Consider the following 15,459-nt stretch of genomic DNA (forward strand, 5'->3'; position numbering starts at 1 on the left):
CTTCGTCGCAGGGCCACCACGACGACCGCCGGCGGCCGTCGGATCCGAACCACGATCATCGCGCCTGCGACGATCGGCCCCGCACGGAGGTCGGTCGCCGCAGACCGGCCGCTCGTCCGCAGCCACCGGTTCCGGTGGTGCAGAATGCGAGGAGAATCCCTCATCTGTGAGAAAGAAGGCTCGATGGACGTCGACGAATACCTGGCCGAGGCAGAGCGGCGACGCGAGTCGGTCCGCCCGGACGTCCCGCGCCAGGTCGTGTATCCGCGCGGCGAGGTACCGATCGGCGAGTACGTGCGCGGCTGGGCGCGAGAGACGCCCGATGCGATCGCGCTGGCCTTCTACGGCCGCGAGCTGACCTGGCGGGAGATCGACGACCTCAGCGACCGCGCCGCCGGCTGGCTTGAGACGCAGGGGGTGCAGGCCGGCGACCGCGTCGGCGTCCTGCTGCCCAACTCGCCCCAGTTCGTCATCGCGTTCATCGCGATCATGAAGCTCGGCGCGGTGCACGTGCCGATCAACGTGATGTTCCGCGAGCACGAGCTGCACCACGAGCTGACGGACGCCGACGTGAAGGTGCTGTTCTGCGTCGACTCGATGCTCGACGTGCTCGGCAACGTCATCGGCGAGACGGCGGTCGAGTCGGTGCTCGTCACGTCGGCGATGGAGCTGGCCGGCGACGACCCTGCCCTCCCGGCGCCCGCCGCTCCCCCGGCGACGACGAGCCCGAACGTCACGCCCACCGCCACCTGGCGCGACCTGGCCACCGCGTCGCCCGCGGCGCCGCGCGAGGTCGACCTCGACGCGCTCGCCGCCCTGAACTACACCGGCGGCACCACCGGGATGCCGAAGGGCTGTGAGCACAGCCAGCGCCACATGCTGTACGCCGTGGCGGCCTGGATGACGGCTAGTGGCGTCACCGGCCGGCCGGCGTTCCTGTGCCACGTCCCGGTGTTCTGGATCGCCGGCGAGGACATGGGCATCCTGTCCCCGATCCTCACCGGCGGCACCTGCGTGCTGCTCGCCCGGTGGGACGCCGAGGCGGTGATGCGCTCGATCGAGCGCTACCGGGTCAGCATCTGGATCGCCACCGTCGACAACTACGTCGAGATCATGGAGCACCCGGATGCCGAGCGGACGGACTTCTCCAGCCTCACCACTCCCCTCGCGATGTCCTTCGTGGCCCGCGTGGACCCGGAGGTGCGGCAGCGCTGGCGCGAGACGTCGCGCACCGACGGCGTCCTGCGCGAGGCGGCGTACGGGATGACCGAGACGCACACGATGGACACCAGCACCTACGGCCTGCAGGACGACGACTGGGACATCCTCGGCGAGCCCGGCCAGTGCGGCCTGCCGGTGCCCGGCACCGACATCATGGTCGTCGACCCCGCCACCGCGGAGATCCTCCCGCTGGGCGAGCGCGGCGAGATCGTGCTGCGCAGCCCCTCGATCCTCACGGCCTACTGGCGGCGGCCGGACGCCACCGACGACGCGATCCGCGACGGCTGGCTGCACACCGGCGACACGGGGTTCATCGACGAGGCCGGCTGCCTGCACTATCTCGTGCGCAACAAGGACATGATCAAGGTCAACGGCATGAGCGTCTTCCCGGCGGAGGTCGAGGCGTACCTGTGCCGCCACGACGACGTCGAGGTCGCCGCCGTCGTGCCCCGACCGGATCCCGACAAGGGCCAGGTCCCGGTCGCCTTCGTGAAGGCGGTCGCCGGCCGCGACATCGACCCGGACGCGCTGCGCGCCTGGGCGAAGACGCAGATGGCCACCTACAAGGTCCCGGAGATGCGCGTCGTCGACGAGTTCCCGATGACCACCACGGGGAAGATCAAGAAGGCCGAGCTGGCCGCGCAGACCCAGGACCGGACGTGAACGCCGGCACCGCCGGGCGGGAGGCCGAGGGCACCGCCAAGCGGGTCAGCGACAGCGCCTGGTTCGGGGTGCTGGTGATGGCCGGGCTGGTCGCCGTCGGGATCGTGCACTGCCTCATCGGCGTGCTCGCGCTGCAGATGGCGTGGACCGGCTCGCCGGACAAGCAGGCCGACCAGAAGGGCGCGCTGAGCGCCATCGCGTCCAACCCCGTGGGCGGCGTGCTGCTGTGGATCGTCGCGATCGCGCTGATCGGGCTGGTGCTCTGGAAGCTCACGCAGGCGTGGTGGGGCTACGGATACGTGCCGAAGAAGAGCAAGCGGGTGCGCAAGCGGATCGGTGCGGGCGGCGCCGCGGTCATGTACCTCGTCCTGGCCATCACCGCCATCCGGTTCAGCGTCGGCGACTCGGGAAAGTCCAGTGACCAGCAGCAGCAGACCCGAGTCGGTGAGCTGCTCTCGAAGCCGTTCGGGCAGGTCGTCGCCGTGGTGGTCGCCGCCGCCGTCGTCGGCTACGGGATAGTGCTGATCAAGCGCGGGGTGAGCGCGTCGTTCCTCGACGACTACGAGGGCCACCCCTCGGACGCCGTCAAGCGCTTCGGCCAGGTCGGGTTCATCGCCAAGGGGATCGGTGTCGGCCTGATCGGCGTGCTGCTCGGCTGGGCGGCGTGGAGCTACGACCCGAAGAAGGCCGCCGGCCTCGACGGCTCGCTGCGGCTGGTCAAGGAGCAGACCGCCGGGCCCATCATGCTGACCCTCATCGCGGCCGGGCTCATCGCGTACGGGCTGTACTGCTTCGGCTGGTCGAGGCACGCCCGCCGATAGCGTCGCGAACGACGAAGGGGGCGGCCGTCGACGACGGCCGCCCCCTTCTCGCGTATGAGATCGTCCTAGTCGAGGACCTTGCCCTTGGACTCCGTCAGCGTCAGCACTGTGATGAACGCGATGACCGCGCCGATCGCGACGTACCAGAAGAACAGATGGCCCTGGCCGCGGTCACCGAGGAACTGGATGACCAGGGGTGCGGTGCCGCCGAACACGGCGACGGTGAGGTTGTACCAGGCACCGATGCCGAGCCCGCGCAGATGCGTCGGGAACAGCTCGCTCATGATCGCCGGCGCGATCGACGACAGCATCGAGTAGAGGAACAGCCCGACGGTGAAGACGACGAGCATGTTGCCGAAGCCGGGACCGATCAGCGTGGACAGCGGCACGATGACCACCGCCGTGGCCGCCGACCAGAACAGCAGCTGCGGCTTGCGCCCGATCCGGTCCGACAGCCAGCCGAACGGGTACTGGGCGGCGATGAACACCATGGTGGCGATCGACAGCGCCCAGAACACGTCGCCGGCGTCCGCGCCCTTGACCTTCACGGCGTACGGCGTGACGGCCGAGAAGAACGTGTAGTAGCACAGCGTCGACAGCAGCGTGAAGCCGATGATCTGCATGACCTGCTTCGGGTGCTCGCGCAGCGTCATCATCAGCGGGGACTTGGTGTTCGCCGCGATCTCCTTGTTCTCCTCGAACTGCTCGGTCTCGGCCATGTCGCGACGCAGCCACAGGCCGACCAGGCCGAGCGCGGCACCGATGACGAACGGGATGCGCCAGCCCCACGAGTCCAGCTGGTCCGCGGAGAGCGTCTTGGCGAACCAGGTGCCCAGCAGCGAGGCGATGAGCACCGACGAGCCGGTGGAGATGTAGAAGAAGGCGGAGTAGCGCCCGCGGCGCTCCGGCGGCGCGATCTCGGCCAGATAGGCCGAGGCGTTGGAGACCTCGCCGCCGAGCGACATGCCCTGCCCGATGCGGGCGAGCAGCAGGAGGATCGGCGCGAGCCAGCCGACCGCACTGAAGGTCGGCAGGATGGCGATGAGCAGCGAGCCGCCGGCCATCAGCAGGATGGTCAGCATCATGGCCTGCTTGCGCCCGCGACGGTCGGCGTACCGGCCGAGGATGAACCCGCCCAGCGGGCGGAAGAAGAAGGCCAGCGCGTAGGTGGCGAAGGTGCCGAGCAGGGCCGCCGCCTCGTTCTCCGCGGGGAAGATCTGCGTCGCGAAGTAGATGGAGAAGGTCGCGTAGACCGTCCAGTCGTACCACTCGACCGCGTTGCCGACGCTCGCCGCGATCAGCGTGCGCAGCGGCAGCTTGTGCTTGACCCCCTCATGGTCCACGACGTCCAGGTCGTGCAGGAGGTGATGCTCTTTGCCAGTAGTCACAGGAGTCCTTCGCATAGGGGGGCCTGACCGCACTGATAGAGGAAATGTTTAGCACAGGTATGAAGCGCGTGTGGTGAACACGCTGGCATACGCTGGAGGGCCATGTCCCGTCGTCGTGCCCGCCGAACGCCGCACCGGCTCACCGAATCCCAGGTCGAGCAGCGGCGTATCGGCGTACCTGCGATCGGCTATCCCCCGCAGCTGCCGGTGACGGCGCGCAAGGATGAGATCGCCGAGGCGCTCCGAAACCACCAGGTGGTGGTCATCGCCGGCGAGACCGGATCCGGCAAGACCACCCAGATCCCGAAGATCTGCCTCGAGATCGGCCGGGGAGTCCACGGCCAGATCGGGCACACCCAGCCGCGCCGGCTCGCGGCCCGCACCGTCGCCGAGCGGATCGCCGAGGAGCTCGACGTCGAGATCGGCCGGGAGGTCGGCTACGCGGTCCGCTTCACCGACAAGGTCAGCCGCGACAGCTACGTCAAGGTGATGACCGACGGGATCCTGCTGGCGGAGATCCAGCGCGACCGGCTGCTGAGCCGCTACGACACCATCATCATCGACGAGGCGCACGAACGCAGCCTCAACATCGACTTCCTGCTGGGCTACCTCAAGATGCTGCTGCCCCGCCGGCCGGACCTCAAGGTCGTCATCACCTCGGCGACCATCGACCCGCAGGCCTTCAGCCGGCACTTCGGCGACGCTCCGGTCATCGAGGTGTCCGGCCGCACCTACCCGGTCGAGATCCGGTATCGCCCGCTGGTCGACCCGGACCGTCCGGAGGCGCCGGAACGTGATCTGGTCCAGGGCGTCATCGACGCCTGCCACGAGCTGTCGGGCGAGGACCCGGGAGACGTCCTGGTGTTCCTGTCCGGGGAGCGCGAGATCCGGGACGTCGCCGACGCGCTGCGCGAGCTGGACCTGCCTCGCACGGAGGTGCTGCCGCTGTACGCGCGGTTGTCGGCCGCCGACCAGCACCGGGTCTTCGGCGCCCACAGAGGTCGCCGCATCGTGCTCGCGACCAACGTGGCCGAGACGTCCCTGACGGTGCCCGGCATCAAGTACGTCGTGGACGCCGGAACCGCCCGCATCTCTCGCTACTCGCACGCGACGAAGGTCCAGCGGCTGCCGATCGAACGGATCTCCCAGGCTTCGGCGATGCAGCGCAGCGGCCGGTGCGGCCGCACCGCGGACGGCATCGCCATCCGGCTGTACAGCGAGGATGACTTCGACTCGCGGCCGGTCTTCACCGACCCGGAGATCACCCGCACGAACCTGGCGGCGGTCATCCTGCAGATGATCTCCGCGCGCCTGGGCGACATCGAGACGTTCCCCTTCATCGAGCCGCCCGACAAGCGGAACATCAACGACGGGATGGCGCTGCTGCAGGAGATCGACGCGATCCGGCGCGCCGACGGCGCGGTGACGCTCACGGCGATCGGGCGGCAGGTGGCGGCCCTGCCCATCGACCCGCGGCTCGCGCGGATGATCGTCGAGGCCGCTCGGCGCGACGCCACGCTGGCGGTGATGGTGGTCGCGGCGGCCCTGTCGATCCAGGACCCCCGGGAGCGGCCCGCCGACCACGAGGCCCAGGCGGACCAGAAGCACGCCCGGTTCGTCGACAAGACCTCCGACTTCCTCGGTCTGCTCAACCTGTGGCGGTACCTGCGCGAGCAGCAGCGCGAGCTGTCGTCGTCGGCCTTCCGGCGCATGTGCAAGGCCGACTACATCAACTACGTCCGCGTCCGGGAATGGCAGGACCTCGTCGCTCAGCTCCGCGAGATCGGGGCGACCGCGGGCATCCACACCTCGTCGAGCCGTCCCGGCGACGACGAGGTGCACAAGTCGATCCTCACCGGGCTGCTGTCACAGATCGGCATGCAGGACGTCCGCAACAAGCGGGAGTACGTCGGGGCGCGCGGGACCCGGTTCGCGATCTTCCCGGGATCGGCGCTGTTCAAGAAGAACCCGCCGTACGTGATGTCCGGCGAGCTCGTCGAGACCTCGCGGCTGTGGGCCCGCGACAACGCCCGGCTGGACCCGGCGTGGGTCGAGGAGGTGGCCGGACACGTCCTGAAGCGCTCCTACAGCGAGCCGCACTGGGAGCGGCGACGCGCGGCCGTCGTGGCCACCGAACGCGCGACGTTGTACGGCGTGCCGATCGTCGCCGACCGCAAGGTCAACTACGGGCGGATCGACCCGGTCGCCGCGCGGGAGATCTTCATCCGGCAGGCGCTCGTGGAGGGTGACTGGGAGACCCGGCACCAGTTCTTCCAGCGCAACCGCGATCTGCTGGCGAAGGTCGGCGAGCTCGAGGACAAGGCGCGCCGCCGTGACCTCGTGGCCGACGACGAGTCGCTGTTCGCGTTCTACGACGCCCGCCTGCCCGGCGACATCGTCTCGGGACGGCATTTCGACAAGTGGTGGAAGCACGAGCGCCACCGAACGCCGCAGCTGCTCGACTTCACCGCCGCCGACGTGCTGCGGGACGGCGTCGACCGGCCCGGAGAGGCGGACTTCCCGGACGTCTGGCGCGACGGCGCACGGCCCCTGGAGCTCACCTACAGCTTCGAGCCGGGCGCGATCGACCCCGCCGAGCGCGAAGTCGCCGACGGCATCTCGATCGACATCCCGCTGGTGTCCCTGCCGCAGACCGCCCCCGAGGACTTCCAGTGGCTGGTGCCGGGACGGCGCGAGGAGCTGGTGACCGCGCTGATCAAGTCGCTGCCCAAGGCCATCCGTCGCAACGTGGTGCCGGCCCCCGACCGCGCCCGCGCCGCCCTCGAGACCATCTCGCCGGACGACGGGCCGCTGCTTCCTCAGCTGGCCGCCGAGCTCCGCCGGCTGACCGGAGCCGCGGTGCACGAGAGCGACTTCGACTGGTCCAAGGTGCCCGACCACCTGCGAATGACCTTTCGTGTCGTCGACGAGACCGCCCAGGTGGTCGGCGCCGGCAAGGACCTGGACGCGCTGCGCGAGCGCCTCGGCGGCGCCCAGCGCGCCCAGGTGGCGGTGGTGGCGCGCAGCGCGGAGCGGACCGGTCTCACGTCGTGGAGCGTCGGGACGATCGACCGGTCCGTCGACCTGCAGACCAAGCACGGGCCCGTCCCTGGCTACCCGGCGCTGGTCGTCGAGGGCGACCAGCTGGCGCTGCGGGTGCGGCACTCCCCCGCGTCCGCGGAGGACGCGATGCGCGGCGCGGTCGGCTGGCTGCTCGTGCGCGAGCTGCCGTCGGTCGGCAGCCAGGTGACGCGGGCCCTGAGCCCTCAGCAGAAGGTGGCGCTCACGCAGGCGCCGCACGCCTCGGCCGCCGCGCTGTACGCCGACGTGCAGCGGGCGGTGGCGCGCGCGGCGATCGACCGGGCCGGCCTGCCGTGGGACGAGCCGGCGTACGCCGCCCTGCGCGCCGACGCACGCTCCCACCAGGTCGCCGACACGCTCACCGCGATGGAGCGCACGGCGGCCGTCCTGGAGGCGAAGATGGCCGCCGACACCGCACTCGACGGCGTCCGCCGCGTCGCGAGCGTCGCGGTCGCCGTGGCCGACATCGATCGCCAGCTGGAGTTCCTCGTGCCGCCGGGGTTCGTCGCGCGGCACGGCATCGCCCGTCTGCCGGACATCACGCGGTACCTGCGCGGCGTCGCCGTCCGCGTCGGGCGGCTGCGTGAGAACCCGCCGCGTGACCGGCTCTCGATGCTCGAGGTGCACGATCTGCTCACCGAGTACGCCGAGCTGGCCGCGGCGTTTCCGGCCGACGAGCCGCTGCCGGCCGACCTCACCGAGATCCGGTGGATGATCGAGGAGCTGCGGTTGTCGCTGTTCGCGCAGGTGATCAAGCCGAGGTACTCGGTGTCCGCGGCACGGGTGCGCAAGGCGATGGACCGCATCTGATCCGCCGCCGGGGTCTCAGCCGAGGCTGTCGAGGTACAGCTTGACCGCGAGCCCCAGCCCCAGGATGCCGATGACGATCCGCAGCGGCCGCTCCGGCGTCCGGCGCACCAGCTTCGGTCCGAGATATGAGCCGATGATGCCGCCCACCGCCACGCAGGCGGCCGCGCCCCAGTGGATGTGGCTGATGAGCACGAAGCCCATCGTGGCCGCGAAGTTGGACGCGCCCAGCAGGACGTTCTTCTCCGCCGCGCTGTACGCCAGCCCGTCGTCGGTGGTCAGCATCAGCCAGGCCAGCAGCACGACACCGGCGGCGGCGCCGAAGTAGCCGCCGTACACGGCGATCGCGGCGAGCACGATCCAGAACGCCGGGCCGGCGGAGTGCAGCTTGCGGCCGCTGGAGATCGCCCAGCCCTGCACGCGATCGCGGGCCATCAGCAGGATCGACGCCCCGGCGATCAGCCACGGCACCACGGACTCGAAGCTTCCCGGCGGGCTGTGCACCAGCAGCCACGCGCCGGTGGCGCCGAACACCAGGAATACTCCGATGCGCGGCCACAGCCGGGACCAGGTCCCGCCGAGCTCGGGCCGGGTCGAGGCCAGCGAGCCGATCGTGAAGGTCATGATCGCCGTCGTGTTCGTGACGTTCGCCAGCACCGGGGGCAGCCCGAACGCCAGCAGCGCGGGGTAGCTCGCGAGCGAGGCGAGCCCGGCGGTGGAGCCCAGCAGCCCGGCGCCGAGACCGGCCATCGCGAGCCCGAGAACGGCGAGCAGGGACATCGGTGCAGGGGCCTCCTCCGTGCGCGATCGTCGTGGCGTTAAGTTAGCAGTGCAAATGACACCGGGAACGGAGCCACCATGCCCAACTCCCGACGGGAGCGCTCCGCCGCACACGGCTTCTGGACCTACTCGGCGGTCTTCACGCTCGTGATGGTCGTAGCCAGCACACCGAGCCCGCTCTATCCCCTGTACCAAGAGAAGTTCGGGTTCTCCGCCGCCGTCCTGACCATGGTCTTCGCGATCTACGTCGTGGGGATGCTGGTCACGATGCTGACCGCCGGGTCGCTGTCGGACCACATCGGACGTCGTCCGGTGATGCTGCTGGGCATCGGGCTGGTCGCCGTCGCCACCGTCGTGTTCGCGACCGCCGGGTCGACCGCGTGGCTGCTCGTCGCGCGCGCCGTCCAGGGCGTCGGCACCGGGCTGGTCAGCGCGACGGCGAGCGCCGGCACGCTGGACACCAACCCGCCCGAGCATCCCGGCGCGGCGGCCGTGGCCAGCAACGTGGTGCCGTCGGTGGGCCTGGCGACCGGCGGACTGCTCGCGGGCGTGTTCGTCGAGGCCTTCCCCGCGCCGCTGCAGCTCGTGTGGTGGGTGCTGCTCGGCGTGCTGCTGCTGTGCGCCCTGGCGATGCTCGGCGTCACCGAGACCTCCGCGCTGCGCCCCGGCGCGCTGGCGTCGCTGCGGCCACGGGTGGGCATCCCGGCGCACCTGCGCTCGCGCTTCCTGGTGGCGGCGCCGTGCTGGGCGGCCTGCTGGGGCACCGGCGGGATCTACCTGGCGCTCGGCACGTCGATGGTCAAGTCGGTGCTGGGCATCGACAACGCCCTCGTCGGCGGACTCGCCATCGCCGCCCTGTGGGTGCCGGGAATCGCGGCGCCGTTCATCGCGCGCAGCTGGACCTACCTGCGGATGATGTGGCTCGGGGCGGCCTGCCTGGGGGCCGGGATGGTCAGCATGGTGCTGTCCTTCCGCGCCGTGGCGCCGGTGCCGTACTTCATCAGCACCGCCCTCATGGGCTTCGGCTTCGGGATCCTGCAGACGTCGTCCTACGGCACGGTGGCCAGCCACATCCGCGGCGGTGAGCGCGGCGCGGTCGTCTCGACGTTCTTCGTGATCAACTACGTCGCGTTCAGCGCGCCCGCGGTGGTGGCGGGCTTCCTCACTGCGCGGCTGGGCCTGCAGCACGCGAGCGAGATCGCGGCGGGCTGGGTCGTCCTGCTGTGCGCCATCGCGCTGGTGCAGACGGCCCTCCGCCGCGACCTCGTGACGCGCTGAGCGCTCAGTCGACGAGCGCCTGGTAGACCAGACCCTTCAGCTCCGAGCGGATCGGGTAGGTGCTCGAGGGCAGCAGCTGGGTCATGAAGACCACCGTCAGGTCCTCCAACGGATCGATCCAGAAGGCGGTGCTCGCGGCACCGCCCCAGGCGAACTCGCCGACCGAGCACACGGCGCCGTACTTGACCGGGTCCATCACCACGGAGAAGCCGAGCCCGAAGCCCACGCCGTCGTAGCGGGTCTCGGCGAACAGCTTGATGCCGACCTCTTCCAGGTCCTGGTCGCCCGGCAGCGAGTTCTGCACCATGAAGTCCAGCGTGCGGCTGCCCAGGAGGCGCTCCCCGCCGAGCTCGCCGCCGCGGCGCAGCATCTCGCAGAACTGCGAGTAGTCGGCCGTGGTGGAGCTCAGACCGCCGCCACCGGAGAGGAACTCCGGCTGCTTCTTGATGGCGTCCCCGAACGCGTCCAGCCGAGCCGCCTTGCCGTCCGGGCCCGGGCTGTACAGCGCCGCGAGCCGGTCGAGCTTGTCGTCGGCCACCTGGAAGGCGGTGTCGGTCATGCCGAGCGGGTCGAAGATCCGCTCCTGCATGAACACGTCGAGCGACTTCCCGGAGGCCACCTCGACGACCCGCCCGAGCACGTCGGTCGAGACGCTGTAGTTCCACCGGGTGCCCGGATCGAACCGCAGCGGCATCGACGCCCAGGCGTCGCAGGCGCCGGCCAGGTCGACGCCCGGCGGCGTGCCCCATTCGTAGCCGTTGTTGCGGTAGATCTCGTCCTGCACGTGGATGTGGTGGAACCCGTAGGTCAGGCCCGACGTGTGGTTCATCAGGTGCCGGATCTCCATCTTGGTGCCGGCCGGCCGGGTCACCGGCTTCAGCGCGTTGCCGGCGAGGTAGACCTGCGGCTCGGCGAACGCCGGGATCAGCTCGGCGACCGGGGTCGTCAGCTCGAACGCGCCCTCCTCGTAGAGCATCATCGCGGCGACCGTCGTCAACGGCTTGGTCATCGAGTAGATGCGGAAGATGGTGTCGTCCTCCACCGGCGTGCCCGCCTCCACGTCGCGCTGCCCGTAGGACGAGAAGTGCGCGACCTCGCCGTGCCGGGCGACCTGGACCTGCCAGCCCGGCAGCCGGCCGTCGTCGACGTACTTCTTGAGGTGGTCATCGATTCTGGTGAGCCGCTTGGCATCGAAACCCAGCGTGCTCGGATCGGTCGCGCCCATCGCATCCTCCGAGGCCGTTAGTAGTGCGCAGTAGTTTCCTGATCGTGCCAGTCAACGTACGGTGTGGCAATGACGCGTCGCGATGCCCTGCTCGCCGCCTTCGTGGCCGCCGTCTGGGGCATCAACTTCGTCGTGTCCGCGCTGATGCTGCGCCACCTCTCGCCGTTCCTGTTCACCGCGATCCGGTTCTTCCTCGTCGCCGTCCCGGCGATCTTCCTGGTCGGTCGGCCGACCGCCGGCTGGAAGCCGACCGTGCTCGTGGGGCTGTTCATCGGCTGCCTGCAGTTCGGCCTGATGTTCTGGGCGATCCGCCTCGGCCTGCCGGCCGGGCTGGCGTCGCTGCTCATCCAGTTCGTCACCGTCTTCACGCTGATCCTCGGCGTCCTCGTGCTCAAGGAGCGGCCGACCCGCCTGCAGCTGCTCGGCGTGCTGGTGGGCCTCGCGGGCCTCGCGCTGATCGGTGTCGCGCGGCAGGGCTCGGCGTCGATGCTGCCGTTCTTCATGGTGCTGGTCGCCGCGCTGGGCTGGGCCGCGGCGAACGTGACGGTCCGCAAGTCCGGCGAGCAGTCGGGGCTGGCCATCTCGGTGTGGTCCGCCCTGGTGCCGATCGTCCCGATGCTGCTGGCCGCGTTCGCGCTGGACGGGGCGGACGGGGTGCGGGCGCAGGTCACGTCGATCGACTGGCCGATGGTCGGCGGCTTCGTGTTCACCTCGTGGATCGCGACGCTGGGCTGCTTCGCCATCTGGATGAACCTGATGAAGCGCTACCCGACCGCCGCGGTCACGCCGTGGTCGCTGTGCACCCCGCCGGTCGGGATGCTCGCGGGAGCGATCGTGCTGCACGAGCTTCCGCAGCCCGTCGAGTGGGTCGGTGCCGCCATCGTCCTGCTGGGCATCCTCGTGGCCTCCGCCGGCGGCATGCGGCTGCCCGGGCGGCGGCGCACCCGGGACCGGCCCACCCCCGCGGCCGTCGGGGACCCGCGCGGATGAGCGCTGCCGGACGCTTCGCGCCCAGCCCCTCGGGCGACCTGCACGTCGGGAACCTCCGCACGGCGGCGCTGGCGTGGCTGGCCGCGCGCGCCACGCACCGCCGCTTCCTCGTGCGCGTCGAGGACCTCGATGCGCAGCGCAGCCGGGCCGACGTGGCCGCCCGGCAGCTCGATGACCTGCGGGCGATCGGCCTGACGTGGGACGCCGAGCCGGTGCTGCAGTCGAGCCGGCACGCGGCGTACGCCGCGGCCCTGGCCGTGCTCCGCGACGGCGGCGACACGTACGAGTGCTACTGCACGCGCCGGGAGATCCGGGAGGCGCAGTCGGCTCCGCACGCCGGCGCGGGGCGCTATCCCGGCACCTGCCGCACCCTGTCCGCCGCCGACGGGGCGGCGTTGCGCGCAGCCGGGCGACGCCCGGCGCTGCGGCTGCGCGGCGCGGACGTCGGGCACCGGTGGGACGACCTCGTCCTCGGGCCGTGCCGCGGGGTCGTCGACGACGTGGTGCTCGCCCGCGCCGACGGCTCCGTCTCGTACAACCTGGCGGTCGTCGTCGACGACCTCTGGCAGGGCGTCGACCAGATCGTGCGGGGGGACGACCTCGCCGAGCAGACGGCGACCCAGCTGCACCTGGCCGGCCTGCTGGGCGGCGGCACGGCCGCCGACGCGGTCGAGTACGGCCACGTCCCGCTGGTGGTCAGCACCGCCGGGTCGCGGCTGGCCAAGCGGGACGGCGCCGTCACGCTGGCGGATCTGGCCGCCGCGGGGGTGCCCGTCGCGGACGTCGTCCGGCGCATCCTCGCCTCGTGCGGCCGCGCCGTCCCGGAGGGCGCGCGCACCCTCGATGCCGCAGTGGCCGGCTTCGACGTGTCGGCGCTGCCCCGTGCGCCGTGGGTCTTCGTGCCGCCGGTGGGTTGCTAGAATCTCCGGCGTCATGACGCGTTGGGGCAGCAACGCGAACCGCGCTCGTACCGAAGGACACCGCACACATGAGTGCCCCAACCCTCCCGTCGGACCGCCCAGGCCGGGTCGCCGCGACCACGTCGCGCACCGGGTACTACGCCGTGGTCACCACCGTCTTCTGCGCGCTGCTGCTGATCTCGAACGTCGCAGCGACCAAGCCGCTGGAGATCGGCGGGCTCATCCTCGACGGAGGGGCGATCCTGTTCCCGCTCACCTACGTGCTGGGCGACGTCCTCTCGGAGGTGTACGGCTTCGGTCGCGCCAAGCGGACCATCTGGCTCGGGTTCGCGCTGGGCGCGCTGGCCTCGGCGTGCTTCTGGGCCGTCGACGCGCTGCCCGCGCCCGACTGGGGACGTCCGAACGGCGACGCGTTCCACCTGGTGCTCGGGTTCGTGCCGGCCATCGTGCTGGCCTCGCTGTGCGGGTACCTCGCCGGCCAGTTCCTGAACTCGTGGGTGCTGGTGAAGATGAAGGAGCGCACCGGCGAGCGGAGCCTGTGGAGCCGGCTGGTCGGCTCGACGGTGGTGGGCGAGCTGGCGGACACGGCGATCTTCTGCCTCATCGCCACCGCGATCGGCCCGTTCATCTGGGCGGAGTTCTGGAACTACTTCCTCGTGGGCTACCTGTTCAAGTGCGCGGTCGAGATCGTCATGCTGCCGGTCACCTACCGGGTGATCGCCTTCATGAAGCGGCACGAGCCGTCGTATCGCCCGGCCGTGGAGTCGTGAGTGCCGAGCCCTCCGAGTTCGGCTTCGAGGTAGGCGCGCGCCTCGAGCACGGGCGGCTCGGGCGCACCGGCACCATCCGGACACCGCACGGCGAGATCCGGACCCCGGCGTTCATCGCGGTCGGCACGAAGGCCACCGTCAAGACCGTCACGCCCGAGCAGGTCACCGGGCTCGGCGCCCAGGCCGTCCTGGCGAACGCCTACCACCTGTACCTGCAGCCCGGCCCGGAGGTCGTCGACGAGGCAGGCGGCCTCGGGGCGTTCATGAACTGGCCCGGCCCGACGTTCACCGACTCCGGTGGCTTCCAGGTGATGTCCCTCGGCGTGGGCTTCAAGAAGGTCCTGGCGATGGACGCCAAGGGCATCGCGGACGACGACGTCATCGCCGAAGGACGCGATCGCCTGGCGCACGTCGACGACGACGGGGTGACGTTCAAGTCCCACCTCGACGGATCCATGCACCGGTTCACCCCCGAGGTGTCGATGCAGATCCAGCATCGGCTCGGCGCGGACATCATCTTCGCCTTCGACGAGTGCACCACCCTGATGAACACCCGCAGCTACCAGGAGCGGTCCCTCGAGCGCACCCACGCGTGGGCGCAGCGTTGCGTGGCCGAGCACGAGCGCCTCACCGCGGTACGCGCCCAGCACCCGTACCAGGCACTGTTCGGCGTCGTCCAGGGAGCGCAGTACGAGGATCTGCGGCGCAAGGCCGCGCGGGACCTCACCCACCTCGGCTTCGACGGGTTCGGCATCGGCGGCGCGCTGGAGAAGGAGAATCTCGGGACGATCGTCCGGTGGGTGAACGAGGAGCTTCCCGAGGACAAGCCGCGGCACCTGCTCGGCATCAGCGAGCCCGACGACCTGTTCGCCGCGATCGAGAACGGCGCCGACACCTTCGACTGCGTCTCGCCGTCGCGGGTCGCCCGCAACGCCGCCGTCTACTCCCCCGACGGCCGGTTCAACATCAACACCGCCCGGCACAAGCGCGCGTTCGCGCCCATCTACGACGGCTGCGACTGCTATACCTGCCAGAACTACTCGCGGGCGTACATCCATCACCTGTTCAAGGCCAAGGAGATGCTCGCCCTCACGCTGTGCACGATCCACAACGAGCGCTTCATCTGCCGCCTGGTCGACGACATCCGGGCGAGCATCGCCGACGGCCGCTACGAGGACCTGAAGGCCGACACCCTCGGCCGCTACTACGCGACCTGACCATTCGCGACCGCCGCCGTCGCAGTCCTCCAGCAGCGTGGCTCTCCCCCGGTCGTCGAGCGAGCCGGAGCGCCAGCGGAGGCGACGTCGAGACGTGGTGCGGTGGATTGCCGGCTTGCGGCGTCTCGACGTCGCTCGTTCCTCGCTCGCTCGACGACCGTGTGGGGCCGACGATCAGTGGGCCCGACGACCGTACGGGTGGCTGGGTCGCCGCGACCGGCCGCGGAGCCGGTCGTCGAGCGCGAGGGGCTCCGTTCCACGGGCGTCGAGCGCGAGGGGCTCCGTTCCACGGTCGTCG

11 protein-coding genes are annotated in these 15,459 nt (G+C 70.7%); 8 read left to right on the top strand and 3 right to left on the bottom strand.

The window, feature by feature from the left end; all coding sequences use genetic code 11:
- Window positions 1-183: 183 nt before the first annotated feature.
- Together F8A92_RS02455 and F8A92_RS02460 are read left to right on the top strand one after the other, a co-directional pair.
- Entirely contained in the window at window positions 184-1,884 is a 1,701-nt protein-coding gene (locus F8A92_RS02455) for an AMP-binding protein (RefSeq protein WP_153502996.1), read from the top strand.
- Window positions 1,881-2,705, top strand: coding sequence for a DUF1206 domain-containing protein (locus tag F8A92_RS02460; protein WP_153502998.1), 825 nt, complete (start codon window positions 1,881-1,883; stop codon window positions 2,703-2,705). The genes F8A92_RS02455 and F8A92_RS02460 overlap by 4 nt, the downstream gene beginning before the upstream one ends.
- A gap of 65 nt (window positions 2,706-2,770) precedes the next feature.
- On the opposite strand, the gene F8A92_RS02465 is transcribed toward F8A92_RS02460, so the two are convergent.
- Window positions 2,771-4,093, bottom strand: a complete 1,323-nt coding sequence (locus tag F8A92_RS02465; protein WP_228389132.1) for an MFS transporter — start codon at window positions 4,091-4,093, stop codon at window positions 2,771-2,773.
- 102 nt (window positions 4,094-4,195) lie between these two features.
- On the opposite strand from F8A92_RS02465, the gene hrpA reads away from it, so the two are divergent.
- Window positions 4,196-7,984, top strand: a complete 3,789-nt coding sequence (gene hrpA / locus F8A92_RS02470; protein ID WP_153503003.1) for an ATP-dependent RNA helicase HrpA — start codon at window positions 4,196-4,198, stop codon at window positions 7,982-7,984.
- A gap of 15 nt (window positions 7,985-7,999) precedes the next feature.
- Here hrpA and F8A92_RS02475 read toward each other — a convergent pair whose 3' ends face one another.
- Window positions 8,000-8,761, bottom strand: a complete 762-nt coding sequence (locus F8A92_RS02475) for a sulfite exporter TauE/SafE family protein (RefSeq protein ID WP_153503005.1) — start codon at window positions 8,759-8,761, stop codon at window positions 8,000-8,002.
- 78 nt (window positions 8,762-8,839) lie between these two features.
- On the opposite strand from F8A92_RS02475, the gene F8A92_RS02480 reads away from it, so the two are divergent.
- Window positions 8,840-10,039: an MFS transporter gene (locus F8A92_RS02480; RefSeq protein WP_153503008.1), complete on the top strand. Its 1,200-nt coding sequence runs from the start codon at window positions 8,840-8,842 to the stop codon at window positions 10,037-10,039.
- 4 nt (window positions 10,040-10,043) lie between these two features.
- On the opposite strand, the gene F8A92_RS02485 is transcribed toward F8A92_RS02480, so the two are convergent.
- Window positions 10,044-11,264 carry a serine hydrolase domain-containing protein gene (locus tag F8A92_RS02485; RefSeq protein WP_153503010.1) on the bottom strand — a complete coding sequence of 407 codons (1,221 nt, stop codon included), beginning with the start codon at window positions 11,262-11,264 and terminating at the stop codon, window positions 10,044-10,046.
- Between the two features lie 69 nt (window positions 11,265-11,333).
- Between F8A92_RS02485 and F8A92_RS02490 the strand changes: the two genes are divergently transcribed.
- The 4 genes from F8A92_RS02490 (at window position 11,334) to tgt (ending at window position 15,161) form a co-directional block, all read left to right on the top strand.
- Complete coding sequence (locus F8A92_RS02490) at window positions 11,334-12,254, top strand: EamA family transporter (protein ID WP_153503012.1); 921 nt, start codon at window positions 11,334-11,336, stop codon at window positions 12,252-12,254.
- Window positions 12,251-13,174, top strand: a complete 924-nt coding sequence (gluQRS, locus tag F8A92_RS02495) for a tRNA glutamyl-Q(34) synthetase GluQRS (protein ID WP_153503014.1) — start codon at window positions 12,251-12,253, stop codon at window positions 13,172-13,174. Before F8A92_RS02490 ends, gluQRS begins: the two co-directional genes overlap by 4 nt.
- Before the next feature lie 68 nt (window positions 13,175-13,242).
- The gene (locus F8A92_RS18845) at window positions 13,243-13,944 is read left to right on the top strand and encodes a queuosine precursor transporter (protein WP_228389133.1); all 702 of its coding nucleotides are present in this window, start codon (window positions 13,243-13,245) and stop codon (window positions 13,942-13,944) included.
- Window positions 13,941-15,161 (top strand): tRNA guanosine(34) transglycosylase Tgt, encoded by a 1,221-nt coding sequence (tgt, locus tag F8A92_RS18850; RefSeq protein ID WP_228389134.1) that lies wholly within the window; start codon window positions 13,941-13,943, stop codon window positions 15,159-15,161. Before F8A92_RS18845 ends, tgt begins: the two co-directional genes overlap by 4 nt.
- Window positions 15,162-15,459: the final 298 nt, after the last annotated feature.

The organism is Cumulibacter manganitolerans, assembly GCF_009602465.1.
GTDB lineage: Bacteria > Actinomycetota > Actinomycetes > Mycobacteriales > Antricoccaceae > Cumulibacter > Cumulibacter manganitolerans.